We start from the raw sequence: 23164 nt of genomic DNA on the forward strand, positions 1-23164 counted from the left end.
CTTTTTTATTAGCAAAACAGTATTATTGCACGGATTTGGCGCTTTCCAGCGCTTCCTTCGGAACGACGATTTCTTTGACGCTGTTATAATTGGAATACGTGCCGTCGATATTTTGCACAAGATGCATCTTCTGGCCTTGGATTTCCATCTCCATGTCCATCGCCATGACAAGCGATTTCGGGAAGTAGGTCTTCTTGTCGATCGAGATCGTGTATTCCATGCTTTTCACTTTCAAGCCAGACATAGCGCTCAGCATCGCGTCCATCGATTCCTTGTCCCCGCTGCTCTTCAGCTCGTTGATAATAAAATCGTTGAATTTATCGCCCGAGGCCGTCAATTTGATCGTATAAGTATCGCCGCTCTCCGACAGCACCATATCGTTCGTGAACGCCTTCAGCTTGTCGAGCTGCTTGGACGGATCGAATTGCTCGTTGGACAACCCTTGTATCGCCGCGTTCATTTGCTCCGCCGGAAGCTTCATCCACGATCCGGAAGTAGGATCCTTCATGTACAAGCCGTTCTTGACATAGTACATTTCCATGTTCACATTTTGTCCCGCCGTATTCATGCTCATCACTTGCTTGAACATGGTTTCCGGCTTCATGACTAGATCCATATCGATTTTGGAGGCAATATCCGTCTTGTTGCCGCCCTGTTCGATCTGCTGCTTCATGTTCATGCTGACCGTATAGCTTTCAAGCTTGGCAGCTCCCTCGATCGATTTCGCAAAAACCGCCGCCGCTCCTCCCGCCTGCGGCGCTTCCGAAGGTTTGGCGCTCGGCGAAGCCGATGCCGATGCGGATGGCGAAACGGACGCTGCTCCGCCCGGACTTGCCGATGCCGATGGCTGGGCTCCCGTGTCCGCCGCTTTTTGACCGCAAGCCGTAACGGCCAGAAGGCTCCCTCCGAGCAGTGCGGCCATGATCAGTTTGGCCATTCTTTTTCTCTGTGTCATCTGTCAGTTTCCTCCCTTTCCGAATTCTTGTGGATTATACCATATATGGCAGACAGAAAAACCGACCGATCGTCCCATGGCCCAAGGACCATGAACGAGCAGCCGGTTTAGCCGATTGTTCTTATTTACTTATCGTAACTGTGCTGCTTGCCCGGAAGCTTCCGCTGGGGCTGGCCGCCTCCCTGGCGCTGCTTGTTTTTCTCGTCTTTTTGCTGCGTATCGTGAACCTTTTTCACAAAATCGCCTGTGCTTTCCATCTGCCGTCCCTCCTTTCCGGTTTTTAGCATTCTTCCGATGCGGGTTTCCGATACGTCCTTGCTCCGCCTTTTTCGCTCAAGCCTGCCGTGATAAAAATCACAGCGATTTTGTAATGCCATTCACAGAATTAATAGGCGATTTATGAGATAATTAGGAAAATTGGCACGGAATCGGGACAGATCATCGATCTTCCCTATAGTAAGGAGGAATTCATGAGACTGGTACCAACGACGGATTGTTTACCGGGCATGCGGTTGGGCAAAGCGGTATTTTCCGAAGAGGGAAATATTTTGCTCGGCGCCCATGTGGAGCTTTCCGAATCCTTAATTAACCGACTCTATAAGATGGGCTTCGACTTTCTGTTCATCGAGGACGGCAGGACGGAAGATATCGCAATCCGCGACCCCATTTCGGACGAGACGCGGCGAGTTGCGCTGCAAGCCATTCATACCGCCTATCGCACGTTCGGTAAAGATCCGGATCCTCTGAATACGGTCGAATACGGTTTGGTCATCAAGCAGCTCCGTCAAGTCATGACGCTTATTCTGGATGAGTTGAGCGCCGAGAAGCAGGATACGATCATGCTGCTTAATATGAATGTGATGAAGCCGGACGACTGGGAAAAATCCCGCTGCCAGAACGCCCTGAACGTCTGCATGTATGCGGCGATGATGGGCAATATCGAAGGATATTCGCCCGAGCAGCTCGAAACGATCGCGCTCGGCAGCCTTCTGCACGACGTCGGGAACGCCAAAATCCCTAGCCGGCTGCTCCGCAAAGCATCCAAGCTGACCCCTTACGAGTACAAGGAAGTGCAGAAGCATACGGAAATCGGTTATGAGCTTATCCGCAGCAACATGAACGTCCACCCCGACGCTGCGCTATGCGTACTCCAACACCACGAAAGAATCGACGGCAACGGATATCCTCACGGGATTAGAGGGAAAGAAATACTCGAGCAAGCGAACTGGATCGGACTTCTTGACGCATACGACGCCATGACGAATCCGCGCGCCTACCGCCAAGCGCTGCTGCCGCACGAAGCGCTGGACATCTTGTTCGGGAGTGCGGGAACCTGCTACGATTTGCACAAAGTAAGGCTTTTTCGCAACCATATCGCCATCTACCCCATCGGCATGAGCGTAACGTTAAGCACCGGCGAAAGCGGCATCGTTTCCGGCATACACCCCCTTTTCAAGCATAGGCCAACCGTACGGGTCCTGCATAATCCTAAAGGCGAACCGCTTAAAATTCCGTATGAAGTCGATTTGTCGACCCATCTGTCCATCATGATCGATAGCGTCGCCGGCCACAAAAAAATGTTGTCCAACCATGCAGGACTTCCTGCGGCTTTTAGCGAATCCATAAAGATTGCAATCAAATAAGAAAATAATGGGTTGATTCGAATGGAAAGCCGCATTGCCGTCCTTCTGAAAAGCGTTCCCATTTTCGAGGACTTGTTGTACGAGGAACTGGAGTCGATCGTTCCGCTCTTTACCGAGCGCAAGTACAAGAAAGGATCGATCCTGTTTTGGGAAGGCGAACCCGGGGACGAGTTCTTTATTATTAAATCCGGGCTGGTCAAAATTTACCGGCTCGACGAATCGCGGGAAATCATTTTATCGATGTTTCGCGAAGGAGACTTTTTCGGGGAAATGGCGCTGTTCCGCCAAGATATGAAACGCACGGCCACGGCGGAAACGATGGAGGCGACCAGCTTCTACGTATTGTCCCGCTCGGATTTTGCCGGTTTCATGGAGAAATACCCTAAAATTTTGCTCATGCTCCTTGAAACGTTATCCGAAAGACTCCATAAAGCGAACGAACAAATACTCAGCCTAACGTTTCAGGACGTACGCACCCGCATTTACAAAACGCTGCTCCGCTTGGCGGAAGAATACGGCACGCCTTACCAGAACCGCTCGACTATTAATGTGAAGCTGACGCATCAGCAAGTCGCCGGCATGGTCGGAACGGTCCGCGAGTCGGTGACCAAGGCGTTCCTCGAGCTGCAGGACGACGGCATCATTGCGGTGCAAAATAAATTCATTATGATCAAAGACATGAACAAGCTGAGAAGCAAAATTATCCCCTCAAAGTGAAGCGGTATCTTCGAAAAAACAAACGGCAAAAACCCCCGATCGTCGTTTCGGGGGTTTTCCTTTTAGGCGCGATTCCGAATGCGCTCGTATATGCAGAAGCTGTATGCGTAAGGATTGCGCTCATCCGTAACGCCCTGCTCCTCGGAGACGAGCGTCCATTCCGCTTCGTCAAACTCGGGAAAGAACGTGTCGGCATCAAACTCGGCATCGATCCGCGTGATGTACATCTTATCTGCATAAGGCATAAACAAGCGAAACATTTCGGTGCCGCCGGTAACGAACAGCTCTTCCTCCGCAAACCGCTCCAGCGTTTCCTCCGCCGTATGCACGACGACACAGCCATCGGCTTGAAAATCGGTACTGCGCGTCAGCACGACATTCGTCCGTCCGGGCAGCGGCCGCCCGATCGATTCGTACGTTTTGCGTCCCATCAGAATCGGATGTCCCATCGTCGTCTTCTTGAAATAGGCCAAATCGGCCGGCAGCCGCCAAGGCAGCTTGTTATCCTTACCGATGGAACGATCCCGCCCCATCGCTACGATATAGGATACCGTCATGCTCTATCCCCTTCCTGACTGTTTCCGTTCCCTCGTCCGCGCTTGCCGTTAAATGGCGATTGGCGCCTTAATCGAGGGATGCGCTTCATATCCTTCCAGCTCGAAATCCTCGAACCGGTAATCGAAAATCGAATCGGGCTTGCGCTTGATCACAAGCTTCGGCAGCGGAAACGGCTCCCGTGTCAGCTGCAGCTGCACCTGTTCGATATGATTCGCGTAAATATGCACGTCCCCTCCCGTCCAGATCAGCTCGCCGGCTTCGAGGCCGCACTGCTCGGCCACCATATGGGTCAGGTAGGCGTAGCTCGCAATATTGAACGGCAGGCCGAGAAACGTATCGACCGAACGCATGTTGAACAAGCAGGACAGCTTCCCGTTTGCCACATAAAATTGGAAAGCGAAATGGCACGGCGGCAGCGCCATCCGCTCGACCTCCGCCACATTCCATGCGCTGACCAGATGACGGCGGGAATCGGGATTGCGCTTGATCTGCTCGACGACCTGACTGATCTGATCGATTCTTCTGCCGTCCGGCGCCGGCCAAGAACGCCACTGCGAACCGTATACCTCGCCGAGATCGCCGTTCTCATCCGCCCATTCGTCCCAAATCGTGACTTTGTTTTCCTGCAGGTAGCGGATATTCGTATCGCCCTTCAGAAACCAAAGAAGCTCGTGTAAAATCGAGCGAATATGAAGCTTCTTCGTCGTAAGCAGAGGAAAGCCCGCCGCCAAATCGAAGCGAAGCTGTCTGCCGAACACGGAAATCGTCCCGGTACCCGTCCGGTCCTCTTTACGCGTGCCGTTTGCCATAATATCCCGCAGCAAATCCTGATATATTTTCATTCGTGTAAGCTCCTTCGTCATCGCGTTCCAAGCATAATCATTTCATTATACGACAGGAACAGACATCAGACAATGCGCGGACACCTTCATGGAGCAGCGGCGCAGGAAAGCTGCGCCTCCCCGTTCCCCTTCAAACCGCATCTCCATGACCGCTAACTCAACAAAAGATGAGCATCAAGACGTAGCTTGATACTCATCATTTTGGTATTTATTGGCGTTCATTTTACGTCAAAATATGGCTCAGGCACGATTTCGGCTGCCGGCCCGCGACGAGCTTCCCGCCCTGGACGTAGCCTTCCTCGCGGCCCTCTAGCTCATGGATGACTTTTTCGCGCCAGCCGGCCAGCTTGGATGCGTAAGCCGGATCGGCCGCACGATTCGTTCGCTCCTGCGGATCGGCCGTCAAATCGAACAGCTGCTCCTCGCCGGTCTGCGAGAACCAGACGTATTTCTCGCTGCCGTCCGTCGCGAAATGATTCGACAGCTTGCCGAAGCTATGCTCGCCGTGAATGTATGCGCGCCAAGGCGTCTCCTGCCCCGCGCAAAGCGGCAGCAGGCTTTGGCCGTCGACGGAAGCCGGTATTTCCGCTCCCGCCGCGTCAAGCAGCGTCGGCATAATATCGCGCAGCTCGACTACCTGATCGACCTTGCTGCCCGCTTTGAAACCGAACCTTCCCGTCGGATCGTTCACGATGAACGGTATTTTGGCGCTTCCTTCGTACGGCAGCGCTTTACGGAAATAATGATGATCGCCGATCAATTCGCCGTGATCGGACGTAAACACGATGATCGTATTGCGCAGCACGCCGTACTCGTTCAGCGCGTTGAGCAGACGGCCGATCTGTTCGTCCAGATGCGTGATCAGCGCATAATAGGCGGCGCGGGCACGATTCAGACGGCGCTTCGGGATTTTGCCGTAAATGGTCGTCGGATTGAAGGCGCCCTCTTCGGCCGCTTCCTCGTCCACCCAATCGCCGATCGGCGGATCCGGCAGCTCCAAATCCTTGTACATATCGAAATAGGCTTGCGGCGGGTCCAGCGGCGAGTGCGGCCGAACGAAGGACGACCACAGGAAGAAAGGCTTGCTCGGATCGCGCCGGCGCAGGAAATCGATCGATTGCGTTACGCACCAGTTCGTCGGATGCAGCGCCTCCGGCAAATGCCACGGACGCGTTACCGTCGAGGCGTTGCAATCGAGCCCGTTGTCCATGATGTCGAGCTCCGCGCCCGCCGTCTGCCGCAGCCAAACCAAATAATCGTCGACCTGGTCGAAATGCCCGTCGACCGTGTTGTCGTTTTTGCTCCGGTTATGATGCAGGTAGCCGTCATGCAGCACGACGTTATGGAAGCCGCACAGGTTTCGGGCCGGATACACGTGCATTTTGCCCACGCACTGCGTATGATAGCCGGCTTTAGCTAGCTCTCCGGGCAACGTATGGGCATAGTTCCAAGGCACTTTATCCTGATAACCGACCCGGCCGTGCGAACGCTGGCTCATGCCGGTAAATATGGCCGCCCTTGCCGGAATGCAAGTCGGCGTCGCCGAGTAAGCGTTTCGGAACAGAACGCCCGAACTTGCCAGCCTGTCGAGATTCGGCGTTTCGATAACGGGATGACCGAGCAGACTCAAGCAATCGTATCGCATTTGGTCTACCGTAATGAATAGAAGATTCGGTTTCACTGCGATTCTTTCTCTCCCTCCGTGCGCGACTTTACCAAAGTCCTTGACCGCCCAAGCGGCGGACAAGCCAGTTCGTGAACAGCAGCATCAGCAGGCCGACGGCCGATTTGAACAACCCTGCCGCAGCAGCCAGCGAGTACCGTCCCATCGATAGGCCGATTCGGTAAACGTACGTATCTAGTATGTCCGCTACATTGTACACCATCGGATTGTATAAAATAAACACCTGATCGAAGCCTGCGTTCAAGATTTGACCCGTCCGCAGGATGAGGAGAATGACGATCGTCCCGGCTATGGAAGGAAGCGTGATGTACCGGATCGCCTGAAACCGGGTCGCCCCGTCGATTTTGGCGGCTTCATAGAGCTCGGGGTTGATGCCGGCGATCGCGGCCAAATAGATGATCGTCCCCCAGCCCGCTTCTTTCCAAATTTCCGATCCGACAAGCAGCGCGCGGAAGCTGGAAGGCTCCATGAGCGGAGACGAGTCGAAGCCGATGAACGACAAGATGCCCGATTTGGTCGAAAACAAGGTGAACATGATGCCGCCGAGCACGACCCAAGACAGAAAGTGCGGGAAATAAATGATCGTTTGGATCACTCGCTTGAAGGCGCTGCCCAGCAGCTCGTTCAGCATAATCGCGAGCAGAATCGGGAACGGAAAGCCGAAAATAAGCTTATAAAAGCTGATGTATATCGTATTTTTCAGAGCCGTCCAGAAATCGTCCGCTTCGAACAGCAGCTGAAACCATTTGAGCCCCGCCCAATCGCTCGCAAAAATGCCTTTAGCCAGCTTGAAATCCTTGAAGGCGACAATGATGCCGCCCATCGGGATATAGTGAAACAGGATGAAATAGACGAGTCCGGGTATCAGCAGGACATAGTAATACTTATAACGGTGAAACTGTCTGAGCGTCATGATCGTCACTCCTCTCCAATCCCCGCAAAGCAACGTTTTGCCGTGTAGCGTATTCCGAGTACTTAGCGGGGAGCCCCGGTTTCCGTGACATTACTTTTTCGCCTTTTTCCATTCTTCGTTGACCTGCTCTTCGATCTTCTTGCCGCCCTGTTGATAGTATTTCGTAACGAATTCGTCGAACTTGTCGACAGGCAGATCGCCGAGCACGATTTTGGAGAAGTATTCGAGCCATAGCTTGTTGATGTCCGGGTATTCGATTTGCGCGGAAACCGTCTTCCAGAACGGGTTCACCAGCACGAATTTGTTCGTGATTTCCATCGCAGCGAGTCCTTCGTCGCTCATCCAGCGGCGGTCGACGACCTGGTTCATCCTGACGGGGTTCGAAAAGCCCTGCTTATACAAATCGGAATAGGAAGCGACGAGCTGCTTGATCCGGTTTTTGTCCTTATCGTACGTGTAGTGCTCCCCTTCGATCCCGTAGGTAACAAGGTTGAAACCGCCGTTCGGGCCGTCGTTCGTCGACCAGTCGATCAATTTCGCGAGCAGCTCCGGATTTTTGGCCTTGGCCGAAATCGATTTAATGTCGCCGTAGGCGGGACCGGCTTCCGGCCATCCGTTTTTGCCTGCCGGCCCTTTAGGGGGCGTGAGCAGAGAGAAGGCGGCTGCAGGCGTCACTTTTTTGACGGAATTGATAAGCGGCTGCTTCGGATCGACGTCGAACGCGGAGCCTTCGAAAACGCCGATTTTGGAGTTGATGATTTTCTCCTCCAGCTGCTTCTTCTCCATCAACAAAAACTCGGGGTCGATTATGCCCTCCTTGTACCACGCATTCAGCAGCTTCAGCACTTCCTTCGTCTCCGGCAGCGTCATGCCCATTTTCAGCACGCCGTCCTTCTCGGCCCAGAAATTCGGGTAAATGCCAAAGGCGCCGAAAATGCCGGCAAAGCTCGTCGACGTATTCGACATTTTGGAGCCGCCAAGACCGAACGTATCGTTCTTCCCGTTCTTGTCGGGATCTTTGGTCGTAAACGCCTTCAGCACCTCATGCAGCTCGTCGATCGTCGCAGGCTGCTTCAAGCCGAGATTGTCCAGCCAGTCCTTGCGGACGATGAAGCCGTTCGTATTCGGACCGTTGAACGGCTCCGGGCGATAGCCGACCGGGAAAGCGTACAGCTTGCCCTTATAGCGGAGCGCCTCGATGTCGGAAGCCTTATAGAGCTTGCTTGCGTTCGGCATGTTTTTGATCATATCGTCGAGCGGCAGCAGTAGCCCTTCGTCCGCCATCCTCGTCATCGTCGGGATATCGAGATTGAAATAGTCCGGAAGCTCGCCGGAGGTCGCCAGCAAGTTCAGCTTGGTGAGGTATTCCTGACCGGTTGCGGGCATCGTCACGTTGAAATCGATTCCTTTAATCCCCGCCTTGTCGAGCCCCTTCAAAATCTCTTGCTTTCCCTTGCCGCCATCCGCCGGATATTCGGCTATTCCGTTGTTGCGCATAATGTTGTATGTAATCGTCTTGCCGCCGCTGTCTTTGTTTTCGTTTGGCGAGCTTGCGCCTCCGTCTTCCGTTTTGGACGAACAGGCTACGAGACCTGCGGCTACCGTGGAAACCAGCACCGTTTTGACAACATACGAAGCTTTCATCGTTTCATCCCCTTTATATGTGTTGTCCTATCGGAAGTGTACCATGGATTTCTGACTGGCGGCTTCCGAACGGATAAATCCAATACGAGAAAATGGAGCGTTCCGTTAAGACTTAACGGCACCGATCATGACGCCTTTGACGAAATATTTTTGCAGGAAGGGATATACGCATAGAATCGGAATCGCCGAGACGATAACCGTTGCGGCAATGACCGAATCGGTAGAAGAGGTGGTGACCTCGCCCGTCAGTCTAGCCAGCTCTTGGCCGCTGATGACGTCGCGCAGCATAACCGGCAGCGTGTATTTCGTTTTGTCGTTCAAGTAGATGACGGCAGCGAAAAAGTTGTTCCACCTCGCCACCGCTTCCCAAAGCGCGATTGTCGACAGCACCGGCATCGATAGCGGCAGGATAATGCGATAAAAAATGTAGATCGGATTCGCCCCGTCGATCATGGCCGACTCCTCCAGCTCCGCCGGCAGACTGACGAAAAAGCTGCGCATGACGAATACGTTGAACGCCGAAACGGCTCCCGGCAAAATGAGCGCCCACAACGAGTTGATCAGCCCTAAACCTTTGACGAGCAAATAGGTCGGTATCAGTCCGCCGCCAAACAGCATCGTGAATAGAATCAGGAACGTAACCGCATTTTTGCCCGGCATCTCGTTCTTAATAAGCGGATAGGCGGTTGACGCCGTGACGAGCGTGCTGATGACCGTTCCGATTAGCGTGATGAATATCGTGTTGCCGTAAGCCGTCCAAATGTAATTGGAGCTGAGCACCGCCTTGTAAGCGCCTGCCGTAAACTCCCTCGGCCACCAGAAGAAGCCTCCGCGCATCGCCTCCTCCATCGAACTGAACGATAGCGACATTTCGTGCCACATCGGATACAGCGTCAGCATGGTGAAGGCAAGCAGAAGCGCGCCATTCGTCCATTGAAACAATCTGCTTCCCAGCGTCAGCTTGCCATACATCGTTCACCCTCCTTTTGTCTTTTACTTTGGTCAATCGATACGCTCGCCGAGCCGTCCAGCCCGCCGCAGTCGTTTCGCGTAAACCGTGCAGCTACCTGCGTTTTTCTAGGATCGGATCGGCTCCGCTCCCGGAATGAGCGATTGATGAATACGCTCTCATTATGGTTCGGAACGCGGCCGTTCAGCAAGGTGGACTATTTGCTTTCGTGTGAAAAAACAGCATACGGACAAGCTTTAAGACAGAAATTTAACATTGCGGATGCTTTTTGCACATGAATGATGGCATGCATTCCTTTAAGGCAACAAAGCAATACTGCATAACAGCGATTTTGCGTTAATGTAAGTTATTGTAAATTGCTTCGCGATGCTCTATAATTCATTACAATTTAACCCTGCAGCGTAATTGTATTGCTTGGCCAAGCGACGCCGCATTGGGGCGAAATTGCTTTATTCCATTCACGCAAGCCTTGCTTGCTTCATACATGCCCACGACGATGAAAGAGAAAAGTACGCCGAGATGTCCTTGACAGGGACGGTGCGCCGGAGACTGAGAGCGCCCGAAAGGAAACAACGGCCGAAGTTCGCTCCCGAGTCGATGCTTGAACGGTTCTCCGGCTTTTGGCTTCGGAGACCAGTAGAGTGATCCGGCCGCACGCCGTTACCGTGCTTAAGCGAGAAACGATGTCCGATTGCGCCGAATGCGCGCGGTCGCCTGCGTCCTTCCGGATTCGTAACAAGACTTTGTCTTGAACGATCAGCCGGTATCAAACACAGGAACGCGTTTCTAATAAGGGTGGTACCACGGTTCCCCGTCCCTTGCGGATGGGGGCCTTTTTGCATTAATAATCACTTATACGAAAAAGGAGTGGAACAACGATGGGGAACAAGGAATTGGAAGAGCTTCGCGCTCAAATCGACGAGATTAATGAGAAGCTGCTGGCGTTGATCGGCAAACGGGGGTACATTTCCCAGGAAATCGCTAAGGCTAAAGACATGCAAGGGCTGCCCAAATTCGATCCGGTCCGCGAACGCGAGATGCTGGATAAGCTGGCCGCCTTGAATGAAGGCCCGTTCGATGAAGCGACGATTCGTCATCTGTTCAAGCAATTGTTCAAGGCATCGCTCGACCTGCAGCAAAGCGATAAGAAGAAGCATCTGCTCGTTAGCCGCAAGAAGCAGTCGGATGACACCATCGTAACGGCCAAAGGAGTGGCGGTTGGCGGAGGTGCGCATCTGATGGTGGCGGGGCCCTGCTCGGTGGAAAGCTATGAGCAAACGCGCGCGGTTGCAGCAGCCTTGAAAGCCGCTGGGGTGAAAGTCATGCGCGGCGGCGCCTTCAAGCCCCGTACATCTCCTTACGATTTTCAGGGACTCGGCATCGAGGGCCTAAAAATTTTGAAGGAGGTCGCGGACGAATTCGGACTCGTCACGATCAGCGAAATCGTCAATCCGGCGCACATCGAAGTTGCGCAACAGTATATCGATGTCATCCAGATCGGCGCCCGCAATATGCAAAATTTCGAACTGCTAAAGGCGGCCGGCGAAGCTACGATTCCTGTCTTACTGAAGCGCGGCATCGCAGCGACGATGGACGAATTTTTGCTGGCGGCGGAATATATCGTCTCCCGCGGCAACGGCCAAGTGATGCTGATCGAGCGGGGGATCCGCACCTACGAGAAATGGACGCGCAACACGCTCGACATTTCGGCGGTGCCGATCCTGAAGCAGGAGTCGCATCTGCCTGTGCTCGTCGACGTGAGCCATTCGACAGGCCGAAAGGACATCGTGCTTCCTTGCGCCAAAGCCGCTCTCGCCGCCGGCGCCGACGGCATCATGATCGAAGCCCATCCCGATCCGGCTACCGCGCTTTCCGACGCGGATCAGCAGCTAACGCTTGAGCAGTTCGATGCTTTTTACACGCAGCTGAAGGCTTCTGGATTGTTCCGCGAGGCTTGAGGGGCGAAGGAATCCGTTCAAGATGGTGAGTTGGACGTTGCTGGAGCGGAAGTGCGGGATGTTGCTTGGAGAAGTGCGATGTTACTGGTGTAGTGCGACGTTGCTGGGGAGTGCGACGTTGGTGGCGTAGTGCGAAGTTGCTGGGGAATGCGACAATTCTGACGAAGTGCGACGTTGCTGGGGAGTGCGACATTTCTGGCGTTGTGCGATGTTGCTGGGGAGTGCGACATTTCGTGCCACGTTTCTGGGGAGTGCACGTTTCTGGCGTAGTGCGACGTTGCTGGGGAGTGCGACGTTTCTGGGGAGTGCGACGTTGCTGGGGAGTGCGACATTTCTGGTGTAGTGCGATGTTGCTGGGAATGCGACTTTTCTATCGTAGTGCGACGTTTCTGGGGAGTGCGACATTTCTGACGTAGTGCGACGTTGCTGGCGTTGTGCGATGTTGCTGGGGAGTGCGACGTTGCTGGGGAATGCGACATTTCTCGAAGTACGATGTTACTGGGGAGTGCGACGTTTCTATCGTAGCGCGACTTTTCTGGGGAGTGCGACGTTTCTGCGTAGTGCGACGTTGCTGAATGGCGCGGATAGTGAACTTTGCTTCACTAATAGTGAAGCAAAGTTCACTATATTTCTGCCTTTGACCCCCTTTTGCTCCAATAGTGAATCAAACGAGACTATTTGGCTCTAAAGTTCATTATTAGTGAACTTTTCTTCACTAAACTGCTTTGAGAGCTCTTCAGATGGGTATTTAGTGAAGTTAGATTCACTAATTGTGAACTTGTCTTCACTATATTCTTCCTTCAGCTCGATAATGAGAAAAGGCTGATCCAAAGCCAAAAAATCCGCTTTGGGATCAGCCTTTTTTTTACCTAATGGTGTTTTATCTTTGAAACTTACTCTTACTCGTCCACTATCTTCATAATCCTTCAACCTGAGATTGCTTCCATGGCTTCATTACATTCCATAACGCTTATCCTAAACGTTAAGACTACTTCCATGGTTCCATTATTTCCCGAATGCTCATCCCAGTTAAGCTACGCAGGCCGCTACCCATTCAACGCCTCATCAGGCGTCTATCTCAGCTAGCACGGTGGCGACTATTCCGATTGCTGTGCAGACCGCCGGTAAGCTTCGAGCAACGTTACGACCGGAATGCCGTCGATCGTCATGCCGTCCAGCTTGCAGTTGCCGATCGTTACCCCGCTCAAGTCGCAGTCGGTAATGACGCTGCCGCCAAGCTGGCAATGCTCGAAACGAAGCGGACGCTGCGTAACGCCCTCTTCATAGGCCGGGTGTCCGACCGGGGGCACCCCGATATTATGGATATAAGCGCCACCGAGCTGAGCGCCGTCGATTTCGAGGTCGCTGAGATTGGCATCGCTAATTTTAGCGTTCGTAAAAGAAATATTTTGCAATCGGGTCCCGTTCAAATTGGAGCACTCCACGGAAAGCCCGAGCATGGCGACATTCTTCATTCGGACATTCTCTCCGATAGCGTTCGTAAACGTCGATCCGGTGATCGACGCGTTCTCCACCTCCAGCCGAAGCGGTTCGTTGCGGTTCTTGAGAGCGATCGGCTCGTTCGGTACGAAAGCCGCTTCCGCGATCTCCGCAGCCTCTTCCTGCACAACCCAGCCGTTCTCCGTGTAAAGCTCCGCGACATCGTCTGCCGTTAGAGCGCGCTCGTACATGCGAATATCGTCAATGATGCCCTTGAAGAAAAAATAAGGCTCATCCGTCGATTTGCGGCCGATAAATAACGGCTCCTCCGGGTGCAGGGAAAGTCGGTCCTGCTGCGAGCCAGTCAATTTGCCGTTCCGATACAGCCTATGTGACTCGCCGTCGACTACCGCCACGAGATGGTACCACTTCCCCCTCTGAAGCGGTTCCCGGTCGATGATGTCCGTCGCGGTCATGAACCGGTGCCAGGTAAACGTATCGTTATATGTACTAAGCTGAAAGGATCTCCGCTCATGATGACCATCCTGGGCAATGATGCAGTTATTCCACCATCCCAGCCTCGCGTCGGGACTATACTGTACCCATAAGGAAACCGAAAACCGTTCCGGGTGAACGGGCGGCGCCGGAGAGACTACGATGTAGCTGGTTGCGCCGTCAAACTTGTAAGCGCTGTCCGGGTTTCCAAAACGATCCTCCGCAAGCTCGGCGCCGAACACCGTCCCGTGCCGATCGTTGCCGCTAGAATCACTCGCGCTGCCCTGAAACAAATATTCCGCTAGTAAGCCGTCATTAAGCTTCAACGTCAATGCAAATCCTCCTCTTTTATGCATCCATGAGTTTCACTTTCCATTATACGGAACATTTGTTCGTTTGTAAATATATGGTTTATATAGAGAAATACAGGCGGCCGCCGTTCATACTTCCGTTCCCTTCCCTCCAACTTTGCGTGCCAAGTTCTCAAGGATGTAAAAAGGCCGCTCTTTAGAGCCACCTTTGAAGAATTTCGGTTATTTTTGCTCCAGCTGCATTTTGCGGAATTCGCCGGGCGTGACCGCCTCGTATTTTTTGAAAAAGCGGATAAAGCTGTGCACGTCGGCGTAGCCGATCATGCCGCTTATTTCTTGCAGCGAGTATTTGCGGTTGTCCTTGAGCAGCTCCTTGCTGCATGCGATTCGGTGCTTCGTCAAGTAATCGAGCGGAGAATGACCGGTCTCCGCCTTGAAAATGCGGCTCAAATAGCTGCTGCTGAGGCCGACATGGTCTGCGATATCGCTGATCGAGATCGGGCTGCGGTAATGGCTTTCCATGTAGGCGATCGATTTATCGATATACATGTTATTATTCCGTTTGTCCTGCTGCGGGTCCAGCCGGTTCATCATTGCGCCAAGCGACGTGAGGATGAATTGCTCCAGCTCTTTGTTGTTGCGGCAATCATGAATCTTCATGATCTGGATCGTCCGGAGCGCATCGGTATCGTAACCGTCCTGCAGCAGCTCGTTCATAACGGTGCTGAGCAGCATGACGATCATTTCCTGCGTACGTTCGTACGAATATTTGTCGCTGTAAATGTAATGGCGAAATAGCGCGGCGACGGCATCATTCATCTTTTTGGCATCCATCGCCTTTACGCTGCCGATTAGCAGCTTCTGAATCGCAAACGGGTATTCGAAGCCCCTGTCCGACGGCGTATCGTGCATGAAGACGACATCGGATTTGTTGTACAGCGCTTTGAAGTTCGTACCGCGCCGCGCTTGGGCGAACGATTCGTGCAGATCATGGAGCGAACGGCACGCTTTGCCGAACGAAAATTGGAGATCGAGCTGGAACTGCATATGTACGGAATCGCTGACTGCGCGGCAGGATTCGGTAATCGTCTGCTTCCAGAGCCGTTCGTCCGGCTCGATGCCGAAGTTGAGCACGTAGGCAAAGCGTCCCTCGTCCAGCATCGTCCCGTAAGCGAGGAATGCATCGCGGAACGTTGTCTCGATTAAGCCGAATACGTACAGCTTGATTTTGTTGTAATCCTCGGAGCTTGCATACTCGCGCATGTCGGTATCGACGATACAAACCGTATAATAGGGCAGCTCGACATGAATACCGACTTGTTGGAGCTGCCCCAGCGTCGTCGTCGCATCGGTTCCGTTGTTGTGAAGCAAATCATAAATAAGACGGTGGCGAATAAGCGGCTCGTGTTGCTCCATCGTCGAGCGGACCTGCCTGTTTTCGTCGATGAGATGATCGATTCCTTTTCGTACGAGCGTATACTCGTCATCGGTGCTCGGATGGAAAGCATGCGTAAAGTTGGACGCGTAGCTTTTCAATATTTTTTTCCAAGGACTGTAGAACATAAAAGCAAACGTGTACGATAGCACAAGCCCCAGAGCGATCACCAGAATCGAGATTTGGCCAATTGCATAAAACTTATCCGTCAACTGGTGCTTATAAAGGGAGTACGGCGTCAACTGGACGATCATCCAGGAGCTTACCGGTGCTTCCAAAACGTTCGTAAAGTACTGCTCGTCGCCTAGCTTCCGGATCGATTGTTTTTCCGTTTTCGGTATGCCGTTGGCCTGAACGTCATCGGTCAGCAGCTTGGCCAGCGCGCCGTCGCGGCTAGAGAACAGCACATTCCCGTTGTCCCTGTCAACGATATAGTAATGGGGCGTCTTAGCGGAAACCGTCTTTTGCAGCGTTCCAAAAAAGCTGTCCTTGCTCACGTTGACGATCAGCTGACCGAGCTCGAATTTACCCGTAAGCGGAAGCTTGCGCTTAAACGAAATGACTTCCTCCGACCGCACGTCCGTCGCACTGCGCACGCTGCGAACTTCATAGCCGGCCGCAGCCTCGTCGCCGCCGACGGCACCGTCGATATACGCTTTGTCGTAAAACTCCTCACGCAGATAAAAGCCTTCGTTCGTCGTCAGTACTTTATCCGTCAGCTTGAAGTAGACATAAACCGAGTGGATCATCCGGCTTGGCGACGTTTGATTAATCAAATTCGATTTCAGTACGTTGAAATCGTAAATGCTAGACTGGAACGGATTGGATAACAACTCGTTTAAGTTGGACATGAACGACAGTTGCAGCGATATCCCGTCGAAGCTGCTCAGCATCGTCGAGATTTGCGCAGATAAATGATGGTTGTCGATCGAAGCCGTCTTTTTGTATTCGTCCTTCAACTCGCCGGAATACGCGTAAAAATAAAACGAGCCGATCAGCACCGTCGGGATAAAGATCGTGAGCAGATAGGAGAGCAGTATTTTGTTAAATACCGTCATCGTGACATATTTCCGCAACCTGTGCCCCTTCCTTTCTCGTTCGATGGTTCTAATGAATCCTGCATTCCGGCGAATCTGATGAATCGAATGAATGCGACGATTCTAATGGATCCGATGAATCCGGCGAAACCGATGAATGCAATAAATCCGACTGTTCCGATTACCGAGGCAGCAGCCTCTTGAGCCGCAACTTCGGCATGGCGAATCGCCTTTTTTGTATGCGCTTTCATATCACAATACCGTGATTGTTACATTCTAGTATACCGTGCTGCCCTTCATACTTGCAATCCAAATCCCCCGCCAAACGCATCTGAACATGCAGATTTTTGCGCGGGGGAAATGGCTATAATGAAAGAACAGAATGTCTAAGCGGCGCTATTCTCGCGTCCCCAATTGACGACAAGCACCGCGATATCGTCGGATTGCGGCGCCCCGTCCGCAAATCGGTCTACGCTGGCGAGAAGCTCGTGCGCACCCTCTTCCGCCGAAAGCAAGGCCACGCTCGGCAGCAATTCGGACAAACGCGCGGTTCCGAACTGGCGCCGTTCGGCATCCTCCGCTTCCGTTATGCCGTCCGTATACAAGACCACGCTGTCGCCGGGAGTCAGCGTGACGCGCTGATCGTAATACGGCGCTTCCTCCATCGCCCCGAGCGGCAGTCCTTTACGGCTTTTCAGCGGCGCTACCGCCCCATTCTCGCTTACGACATACGCCGTGCAATGCCCTCCGTCGCTGTACGTCAAGTCGCCGGTTTCCATATCCAGCAAGCCGCACCATATCGTAGCGAACATCGCCGACTCGTCCCGGCACAGCTCCTCGTTCACTTCGCTAAGCACCTCGCCGGGAAAACGTCCCGGCATCATCCGCGCTTTGAGCAGCGTCAACGTTACCGCCATAAAGAGCGCCGCAGGAATGCCTTTATCCGAAACGTCACCCAATATGATGAACAAATGTCTGCCGTCGATCGGATAATAGTTGTAAAAATCGCCGCCAACCTCGCGAGCCGGACGGAGCAGCGCTCCTACTTCGGCTTTATGCATGGCCGGACGGGCAGTATCCCCTTCCGCAGCAGCGGCAACCTCCTCGGCAGCCCCGTGGTAAAGCTCATACGGGATGGCGCTGAACGTTTCCGTCGCCGCTTTCGGCAGGAAGCTCATTTGAATGTCTCTTGCGATCCGAAGCTCGCTTTCCATTTTTTCCTTTACCGTCGTCGTATCTCTCAACGCCTGAAGCGACTTCTCTAGCGCCTCATACAAGGCCGCGTTCTCGAGCGCGATTGCGGTAGGAGCCGCAATCGATTTCAGCAGCTGCTCGTCGCGGTCGTCGAACGGCTTTTTCCCGCGTTTATTCAGAACCTGGATCACGCCGACTACCTCGCCGCGATTCATGACGGGAACGCAAAGCATGTTCCGCGTCTCGTATTCAACCTTTTTCGCCACCTTGCTGGACCAGCGGGGGTCGCGTGCCGCATCGTCTATCCTGACGGATTCGCCGGTTTGCGCCACCCAGCCGGCAATGCCTTCGCCCATGGCGAGCCGAATTTCGCGCACTTCTTCCCCTTTGCTGCCTAACGCCAATTCAAAATAAAGCTCGCCGGTATGCATGTCCACAAGGATGATGGAGGAGGCTTCGGCGTTTACGACATCCGCCGTCGCTTTCATAATCGTTTGCAAAAGATCTTGCTTGTGGATCGTCGAATTGATTTCAAGGCTGACCTCGAACAACATCCGGGTCCGCTCCAGATCATGCTCCGCCGTACGTCTTTTTTTCCGTTCAGCAGCCCACAGCCAAGCAGAGGCGGCAACCGCGCAGCCAAGCAGCCATACCGCAGCAAGCATCCGAATCACCTCGTAACCTTTATTACACCGCAACCGCCTGCAGCGCTTCTTCTTCCGAGCCGTATATGGCAAAAATCGAGCTGAAGCCCGACATATCGAACACTTCCTGCACCTGCTCCGTCAATTGGCATAGCGCCAGCTTCCCGCCGATCGCCTTCATCTTCTTCGCCGCCAGAAGCAAGCTGCGCAAGCCTGCGCTGCTTACGTACTCGAGCTCCGACATCGCGAAGACGAAGCTCTTCTTTCCTTGCTCCACGAATTTCCCGAATGCCTTCTCAAGCGTGCCGGACGTATTCGGGTCCAGCCTTCCTTGTAAGGTCATGACGATCGCATCTCCGATCGCACGCTCTTCCACTCTCATGGGGTTCCCTCCGAATTCTTGTTTCGTTTCGTAGTCAGTCTGGTTATATTGTAACGCCCAGCCCGCTCATAAGCCACTTGTTCCATGATCCGCGTAACCAAATGAATACCGAGTCCGCCGATTTCCCGTTCCTCCACGTCCAATGTAAGATCCGGGGTGCCGCGGCTGCCGAAAGGATCGAATGGACGGCCGTCGTCCTCGATGACCAAAGCCACTTCCTCGCCCGAAAACGTCACCGAAATACGTATCGTCCGTTCATCTTCGTCTTCATAACCGTAAGAAATCGTGTTCGTAATCAGCTCGTCGCACGCGAGCTGCAAATGGAATGACGTTCCGGCATTCATGTTCTGTTCTTCGCAAATCGTCATAAGCCGGTCTGTCACATGCGTTAATTCCGAAAGCCGATTCTTGATCTCAATCGTGTAAGCATTCGTCAACGTCATCACCGCCATCCGTTTCGTTAACCGCCAAACGAGACTACCCCATCTTCATCAGCATGCTCTCCAGCAAACGAACCCGTGCTCCCGATGCGTGCAGAAGCCCGATTCCGATCTCCGGATAGAGCCGGACAAGCCGGGATAACCCCTCTCCCTTGAGGGCAAGTACGCGAACCTCGTCAAAAATCGCCTGAGCCGTCACAGCCGACGGAGAACGGTCAAGCGCCGTCGTATCCCCGAACGCTTCCTTCTGGCCGAGCACGCCGATCGTTCCTTCCCAGCCGTTTGCCGAAGACGCTGCGCTAAGTTCCACCGTCCCTTCGACGATAATGTACATCGTGGGATTCGGTTCGCCCTGCTGGAGCAGGACCGTTTGGTCCGGGTACGTTTCCTCTTGGGCGATGCCTGCGATCAGTCCCAGCTCGTCGACAGACAGATGGGAAAACAACGTCACCTGCTTCAAAAAGATTACTTTATCCAGCATGCTTAAATATTTGCGTTCTTCCTGCATCGTTCCCCGCTCCATTCCGGCCAGCGCGTGAGCCGCGATTTCCTTCAGCCAATGATCCGACCAGCCTGACGCCGCAATCAATATCGACTTCCCGTCTTCGTTCGGTACGCGAGCCGTCTCCTTGGCTCCCTTGAACAGCTCGAGCAAAGCCTGCGACAATCGGCGGTCGCCGATGCCTTCCGCCAATATTTCAAGCCCGTTCTCGCGCGTCTCCTCGTCCTGGTCTTCAATCGACTGGCGTACCGAGGCGACAACCTGCTCGTCGGCCAGCTTCTCGAGCACCAACCAAACCGTATCGCTGAGGTCAAGCCGTATTTCCCGGTAACGTTGCTCCGCGAGGACAGCCAGCTCCGGCTCGTTCAACCGCTCAAGCTCGGCGGACAGCCGTTGTCCGTCTTGGGCACCGGCGATTCGCGCGGCACATGTCTCTACGAGCACATCGCGTACTTTCCCGCTCGGCAAAATACCGCACAGAGCGGAAACCGACGCTTTCCAAACAAGCGGATGTTCGTCCCGAAGCCCTTTATACAAATGCGCGGCTCCGGCGTCGCCGATCGTCGTCATCGCTTCGATCAGCGCCCGGCGAAGCTCTTGATCCGCGGCCGGAAACATAGCCAGCATGCGCGGCACCGCATCGGCAAGCCGCAGCAAACCGAGGCAGCGTACCGCGGCAACCTTCACCGCCGGCCGCTCGTCGTCCAACAAAGCTGAAACGGCCTGCGTGTACGACGACAGCCGCAGCTCGCCGATCGCGCGGCAGGCTTCTACCGCGCCTGCGCCTCCGGCCGCAAGCAGCTTGTCCAGCGCCTCGCCGCAGGCGGAGTAGCTCTCTTCGCTGCGCAGCGCATAGAGCGACTTCACCGCTTCGGCAATCACGCGCGGATGCTTGTCAAGCAATTTCATGCGCACGAAGAAATGGGCCTGGCTGCGCATATGATCGGCTCTGGCAAGCAGACGAACGCCTTCGCTGCGCACTTCCTCGTCCTCGTCCTCCAGGAAGGAAGCCACCTTCGCCAGCGCTTCGATTCCCGCTCCCTTCAAGCTCATGGCTTTCAGCGCGGCTACGCGGATCCGCGGACTCGCGTCGCTAACGACTTCGACCAGCTGCGGCAACAGCGCCGAATCCTTGGCATGGCCGACAATTTCGAGAGCGACCTCGCGGACGTGCTCGCTCGGGTGTTTCAGGAAGCCGACTACGCCGGCCAGCGCTTTCGCATGTTTGATGCCCCCGAGAAAGGAAGCGGCCAATTCGGAAATTTGCGTTTGCAAGGATTGGACGCTTCGCACCAGCTCGTTGACATAGAGCATACGCCCATACCAAGCGAGTCCCAGCAACAATATTGCCAGCCCTACGCCAAGAAGCGACTGTACCTCCAGCGGCAGCCAGCGCGACGAATGGAGGAAGGAAAGCAGCGCCCCGAGCAAAATGCCGCCGGATGCGGCGATGCCCTGAGCGACAAAGCGAAAACCGTCGCGCTGCGAGATCGGCAGCATTTTGAAAAACAGCTGATAGCACGGCTCCGCGAAATAATAAAGCAGCACATAGAAAAATCCGTAGCCGAGCGATACTGCGAACAACGCAAGTCCCGTATCGATAAATATCGCGCTTAGCACGAATCCGCCCAAGAACACGACCGAAACCGCCAGAAGCAGATTGCTTGCGCCGAGCCAGTTCATCAACCGACCGGACACGGTCTGCAGTAGCAGCGATACGGTGAAGAGCAGCGTTACCATCATTCCGTAGAACGAAGTTAAATCCGCTTCGACCGGAAACCGTTGTTCCGCCGAATAAAAGTATTGGTACTCGATCATAAAATAAAGCGCCGGCATCAAGGTCATCAGCCCTACCGCACAAAGCAAGAACGGCGATTTGAGCATCGCTCGCAAGTAATACATCGAAGAAGCGGGAGCTTCCTCCGCCGTTCCGCCTCCGGCCGCAGCCGCTTGCACTTCGTTCGATGGTCTGCCTTTCTCCTTCTCGGACTTCGCCCGTTCGGTTGCGGAAAGCTGCCCGGCCGCATGTTTGCCGCCGATGCCGAAATTGGCGTCGCCCTCGAGCGTTGCCGCAACCTGTGCGGAAGCCGCGGGCCCGGCCTTTCCTCGCTGCCCCGCCCCCGTATCCCGCAGCATAAGCGGTACCAGATATCGCTTGATGGCAACGCGAAAATTGCGGTAGCCGACAAGCATCATGATCGGGGAAAGCAAGTAAACGTATTCGGTGCCGAAGGCAGGTCCGATTCCTTGCGCGAGAAAGCCGGCGGCGATGCCTCCGACAGTCGCTCCCGCCACGAACAACGGCATCAGCCGTTTGGCCTGCTGAGTCGGGCACAGGTCGAATGCCGTACTCCACAGCAGAAGCGTCATCTGCCTGACGACAAAGTTGGAGGACAAGAACAAAATCGGGTAATACCACAGCAATTCCGTGCCGCTTAGCTTGAAAAAGAGCAGCACGCCCGCGTTAAGCAGCACAGCGCCAGTCATGACAACGTATAAGGTGCGCATAAACCGCGGCTTTGACATCCGATTGGCCATCGACGCCAAAATCCAGCCTTCGAACGGCAAAATTAACGCTTCCGCCATGTAGATAAGGGGCAAGTTTTGAACGCCGAAGCGCTGATTAAAAAGCGCCATGAAGCCGGTATAATTAAGCAGCTCGGCTACGCCGCCGAAGAAAAATACCGGGAGCATCAACCACAGCTTTCGCATATCGTCGGCCCGTACGCCAAGCCATTTCCACATGTTCGTTTTCAACCCCTCCGCAGCTCAACCTCCCGGTTTCCGGCGGAAGCAGAATCGGGCTCTGTTTTCCGCGGGCGGAAGATTCCAAGGGCAACCCCGTTGCGCAGCGGTTCCACTTGGTGTTGTATGAGATCCGGCTACATCTTCTTCAAAAATGTAAGCCGGCCTTCGCCTTCGTAATAATAGTCCGGAACGTGACCGACCCCGACAAAGCCCCTCTTAATAAATAGACGCTGAACGGAATGATATTCCGGCAAATCGCAAGTGTAGGCGAGCACATAGCGCCCCCCGTTCGCACGAACGTAATCGATCATTTCATCAAAGAGCTTGCTGGCAATACCATGCTTGCGGTAATCCTTATGGACCGCAATGTAATCAAGATTGTACCCGCTTGTTTTCTGTTCGTTCTCGAACGCGCTGCACGCCCCGATTAGCTCCCCGTCTTCGTTCGTGGCATACCAGAAATTGTAATTCGGCTGCTTCAAGCTTTGGAACGGGTTATATTGGAAATGCTCGATTTCCCCTGGCGTGTAGTGCTGGTCGTCGAAAGAATCCCGCGACAGGAAAAAATCGCGAATGGATGAGGCCTCTTCCTCCGAAGCCATTAATCGAATCGTATACTGCAAGGTCTGCATCGCCTTTCCTCCCCCTCCCG

19 protein-coding genes are annotated in these 23164 nt (G+C 53.9%); 3 read left to right on the top strand and 16 right to left on the bottom strand.

The features are described 5' to 3' along the window. Positions 1-22: 22 nt before the first annotated feature. Complete coding sequence (locus ACKGJP_RS26965) at positions 23-955, bottom strand: DUF6612 family protein (protein ID WP_409341872.1); 933 nt, start codon at positions 953-955, stop codon at positions 23-25. A gap of 125 nt (positions 956-1080) precedes the next feature. After that, positions 1081-1212 (bottom strand): DUF4023 domain-containing protein, encoded by a 132-nt coding sequence (locus ACKGJP_RS26970; protein ID WP_409341873.1) that lies wholly within the window; start codon positions 1210-1212, stop codon positions 1081-1083. A 213-nt stretch (positions 1213-1425) separates the two neighbouring features. Between ACKGJP_RS26970 and ACKGJP_RS26975 the strand changes: the two genes are divergently transcribed. Both ACKGJP_RS26975 and ACKGJP_RS26980 read left to right on the top strand, forming a co-directional pair. Continuing rightward, the gene (locus ACKGJP_RS26975; RefSeq protein WP_409341874.1) at positions 1426-2598 is read left to right on the top strand and encodes an HD-GYP domain-containing protein; all 1173 of its coding nucleotides are present in this window, start codon (positions 1426-1428) and stop codon (positions 2596-2598) included. A gap of 21 nt (positions 2599-2619) precedes the next feature. After that, positions 2620-3315: a Crp/Fnr family transcriptional regulator gene (locus ACKGJP_RS26980; protein WP_409341875.1), complete on the top strand. Its 696-nt coding sequence runs from the start codon at positions 2620-2622 to the stop codon at positions 3313-3315. Positions 3316-3377: 62 nt separating this feature from the next. Here the strand turns inward: ACKGJP_RS26980 and ACKGJP_RS26985 are convergent, their stop codons facing one another. The 6 genes from ACKGJP_RS26985 to ACKGJP_RS27010 form a co-directional block, all read right to left on the bottom strand. Beyond that, positions 3378-3872 (bottom strand): dihydrofolate reductase, encoded by a 495-nt coding sequence (locus ACKGJP_RS26985; RefSeq protein ID WP_409341876.1) that lies wholly within the window; start codon positions 3870-3872, stop codon positions 3378-3380. A 48-nt stretch (positions 3873-3920) separates the two neighbouring features. Continuing rightward, on the bottom strand, positions 3921-4715 hold the full coding sequence (gene thyA, locus ACKGJP_RS26990; RefSeq protein WP_409341877.1) for a thymidylate synthase: 795 nt from the start codon (positions 4713-4715) through the stop codon (positions 3921-3923). Positions 4716-4938: 223 nt separating this feature from the next. After that, complete coding sequence (locus ACKGJP_RS26995) at positions 4939-6396, bottom strand: arylsulfatase (RefSeq protein ID WP_409341878.1); 1458 nt, start codon at positions 6394-6396, stop codon at positions 4939-4941. Positions 6397-6427: 31 nt separating this feature from the next. Then, on the bottom strand, positions 6428-7312 hold the full coding sequence (locus tag ACKGJP_RS27000; protein WP_409341879.1) for an ABC transporter permease: 885 nt from the start codon (positions 7310-7312) through the stop codon (positions 6428-6430). A 90-nt stretch (positions 7313-7402) separates the two neighbouring features. Beyond that, complete coding sequence (locus ACKGJP_RS27005; protein WP_409341880.1) at positions 7403-8956, bottom strand: extracellular solute-binding protein; 1554 nt, start codon at positions 8954-8956, stop codon at positions 7403-7405. 105 nt (positions 8957-9061) lie between these two features. Beyond that, on the bottom strand, positions 9062-9928 hold the full coding sequence (locus tag ACKGJP_RS27010; protein ID WP_409341881.1) for a carbohydrate ABC transporter permease: 867 nt from the start codon (positions 9926-9928) through the stop codon (positions 9062-9064). Between the two features lie 876 nt (positions 9929-10804). Between ACKGJP_RS27010 and ACKGJP_RS27015 the strand changes: the two genes are divergently transcribed. Further along, complete coding sequence (locus ACKGJP_RS27015) at positions 10805-11884, top strand: bifunctional 3-deoxy-7-phosphoheptulonate synthase/chorismate mutase (RefSeq protein ID WP_409341882.1); 1080 nt, start codon at positions 10805-10807, stop codon at positions 11882-11884. Between the two features lie 684 nt (positions 11885-12568). On the opposite strand, the gene ACKGJP_RS27020 is transcribed toward ACKGJP_RS27015, so the two are convergent. From ACKGJP_RS27020 to ACKGJP_RS27055, 8 genes are all read right to left on the bottom strand, one after another. Further along, positions 12569-12814: a hypothetical protein gene (locus ACKGJP_RS27020; RefSeq protein ID WP_409341883.1), complete on the bottom strand. Its 246-nt coding sequence runs from the start codon at positions 12812-12814 to the stop codon at positions 12569-12571. A gap of 167 nt (positions 12815-12981) precedes the next feature. After that, a complete protein-coding gene (locus ACKGJP_RS27025) occupies positions 12982-14151 on the bottom strand; it encodes a LamG-like jellyroll fold domain-containing protein (protein ID WP_409341884.1) in 1170 nt (389 codons plus the stop codon). A 201-nt stretch (positions 14152-14352) separates the two neighbouring features. Then, entirely contained in the window at positions 14353-16641 is a 2289-nt protein-coding gene (locus ACKGJP_RS27030) for an AraC family transcriptional regulator (protein ID WP_409341885.1), read from the bottom strand. Positions 16642-16988: 347 nt separating this feature from the next. Then, positions 16989-18461, bottom strand: a complete 1473-nt coding sequence (locus ACKGJP_RS27035) for a PP2C family protein-serine/threonine phosphatase (protein ID WP_409341886.1) — start codon at positions 18459-18461, stop codon at positions 16989-16991. A 22-nt stretch (positions 18462-18483) separates the two neighbouring features. Next, entirely contained in the window at positions 18484-18822 is a 339-nt protein-coding gene (locus ACKGJP_RS27040; protein WP_409341887.1) for an STAS domain-containing protein, read from the bottom strand. Then, positions 18819-19265 carry an ATP-binding protein gene (locus ACKGJP_RS27045; protein ID WP_409341888.1) on the bottom strand — a complete coding sequence of 149 codons (447 nt, stop codon included), beginning with the start codon at positions 19263-19265 and terminating at the stop codon, positions 18819-18821. The genes ACKGJP_RS27040 and ACKGJP_RS27045 overlap by 4 nt, the downstream gene beginning before the upstream one ends. A 34-nt stretch (positions 19266-19299) precedes the next feature. Beyond that, on the bottom strand, positions 19300-22509 hold the full coding sequence (locus ACKGJP_RS27050; protein ID WP_409341889.1) for a HEAT repeat domain-containing protein: 3210 nt from the start codon (positions 22507-22509) through the stop codon (positions 19300-19302). A 137-nt stretch (positions 22510-22646) separates the two neighbouring features. Next, positions 22647-23144 carry a GNAT family N-acetyltransferase gene (locus ACKGJP_RS27055; protein WP_409341890.1) on the bottom strand — a complete coding sequence of 166 codons (498 nt, stop codon included), beginning with the start codon at positions 23142-23144 and terminating at the stop codon, positions 22647-22649. Positions 23145-23164: the final 20 nt, after the last annotated feature.

The organism is Paenibacillus litoralis (genome assembly GCF_046244365.1).
GTDB lineage: Bacteria > Bacillota > Bacilli > Paenibacillales > NBRC-103111 > Paenibacillus_V.

Coding starts and splice junctions, on each gene's coding strand:
- ACKGJP_RS27045 (WP_409341888.1), bottom strand. CDS start 19,265: ATGACGTTGACGAATGCTTACACGATTGAGATCAAGAATCGGCTTTCG.
- ACKGJP_RS26985 (WP_409341876.1), bottom strand. CDS start 3,872: ATGACGGTATCCTATATCGTAGCGATGGGGCGGGATCGTTCCATCGGT.
- ACKGJP_RS26970 (WP_409341873.1), bottom strand. CDS start 1,212: ATGGAAAGCACAGGCGATTTTGTGAAAAAGGTTCACGATACGCAGCAA.
- ACKGJP_RS26965 (WP_409341872.1), bottom strand. CDS start 955: ATGACACAGAGAAAAAGAATGGCCAAACTGATCATGGCCGCACTGCTC.
- ACKGJP_RS27055 (WP_409341890.1), bottom strand. CDS start 23,144: ATGCAGACCTTGCAGTATACGATTCGATTAATGGCTTCGGAGGAAGAG.
- ACKGJP_RS27040 (WP_409341887.1), bottom strand. CDS start 18,822: ATGAGAGTGGAAGAGCGTGCGATCGGAGATGCGATCGTCATGACCTTA.
- ACKGJP_RS27000 (WP_409341879.1), bottom strand. CDS start 7,312: ATGACGCTCAGACAGTTTCACCGTTATAAGTATTACTATGTCCTGCTG.
- ACKGJP_RS27050 (WP_409341889.1), bottom strand. CDS start 22,509: ATGTGGAAATGGCTTGGCGTACGGGCCGACGATATGCGAAAGCTGTGG.
- ACKGJP_RS26980 (WP_409341875.1), top strand. CDS start 2,620: ATGGAAAGCCGCATTGCCGTCCTTCTGAAAAGCGTTCCCATTTTCGAG.
- ACKGJP_RS27015 (WP_409341882.1), top strand. CDS start 10,805: ATGGGGAACAAGGAATTGGAAGAGCTTCGCGCTCAAATCGACGAGATT.
- ACKGJP_RS27010 (WP_409341881.1), bottom strand. CDS start 9,928: ATGTATGGCAAGCTGACGCTGGGAAGCAGATTGTTTCAATGGACGAAT.
- thyA (WP_409341877.1), bottom strand. CDS start 4,715: ATGAAAATATATCAGGATTTGCTGCGGGATATTATGGCAAACGGCACG.
- ACKGJP_RS26975 (WP_409341874.1), top strand. CDS start 1,426: ATGAGACTGGTACCAACGACGGATTGTTTACCGGGCATGCGGTTGGGC.
- ACKGJP_RS27005 (WP_409341880.1), bottom strand. CDS start 8,956: ATGAAAGCTTCGTATGTTGTCAAAACGGTGCTGGTTTCCACGGTAGCC.
- ACKGJP_RS27035 (WP_409341886.1), bottom strand. CDS start 18,461: ATGCTTGCTGCGGTATGGCTGCTTGGCTGCGCGGTTGCCGCCTCTGCT.